Here is a 741-nt window from a genome sequence, read left to right as displayed (position 1 = left end):
AATTCGGTCTTGATTTTGCTGACGGGTGTGGTAGACTTCATCTAAAAGGTGCTCCTTTCTTTGTAGGTGATGTTCTGGACAAACACCATTCTACCAAAGAATTGGAGCCCTTTTCTTGTTTTTCAGATGATGTTACTTTCGAAATTCAGGATTACTTGTTTATATATATGACGACCCAAAAAGGGTGGATGCACTTTTTAAGGTATAGATTGGAATACTATTGGCATCAATTACATTAATGGATGCATTGTTTGTCGAATCTTTAGATAGCAACGTAAACTCTTATCGGGCGACTTCGCTTATTTAGTGCGATACTTTTGGAGCGAAATCGTGATTTTGTCGAATGAGGTCAAAAGAAAAATATCAATGATCTGCTAAAGGATTTTATTCCGTTAACTTTTAATCGGAGAAGCTACGTTTCCCACTCCCCACATAAATCCTAATGATTTCTGTGCGGTTATGGCCAACTTCCGTGAACACAATTTTAGATGCTTCTTCCCAAGTGATATACAAATTAAAAGGCCCTACCCGCGAGCGCGAGTATGAGCCTATTACTGATTATCAATCATTTAACCTGAATTTCGAAAGTACTGCGCATTAAAAACATAAAAAGGGCTCCAAATCTTTGGTAGAATGGTGTTTGTCCAGGACAACATCACCCAAAGAGAGGAGCACCTTTTAGGTGAAGTCTACCACACCGGTCAGCAAAATCAAGAGCGAATTTTCGCTGCAGAACGCCAC

At 39.4% G+C, this 741-nt stretch carries 1 protein-coding gene; it reads left to right on the top strand.

The window, feature by feature from the left end:
* A partial coding sequence (locus KI367_RS26740) for a hypothetical protein (protein WP_212953321.1) occupies positions 1–239 on the top strand: 239 nt, incomplete at its 5' end.
* Positions 240–741: the final 502 nt, after the last annotated feature.

This window comes from Paenibacillus cookii (genome assembly GCF_018333375.1).
Classification (GTDB): Bacteria; Bacillota; Bacilli; order Paenibacillales; family Paenibacillaceae; genus Paenibacillus_AQ; species Paenibacillus_AQ cookii.
The sequence above is the reverse complement of the archived record's forward strand: the minus strand, read 5'-3'. Positions and strand labels throughout refer to the sequence as shown.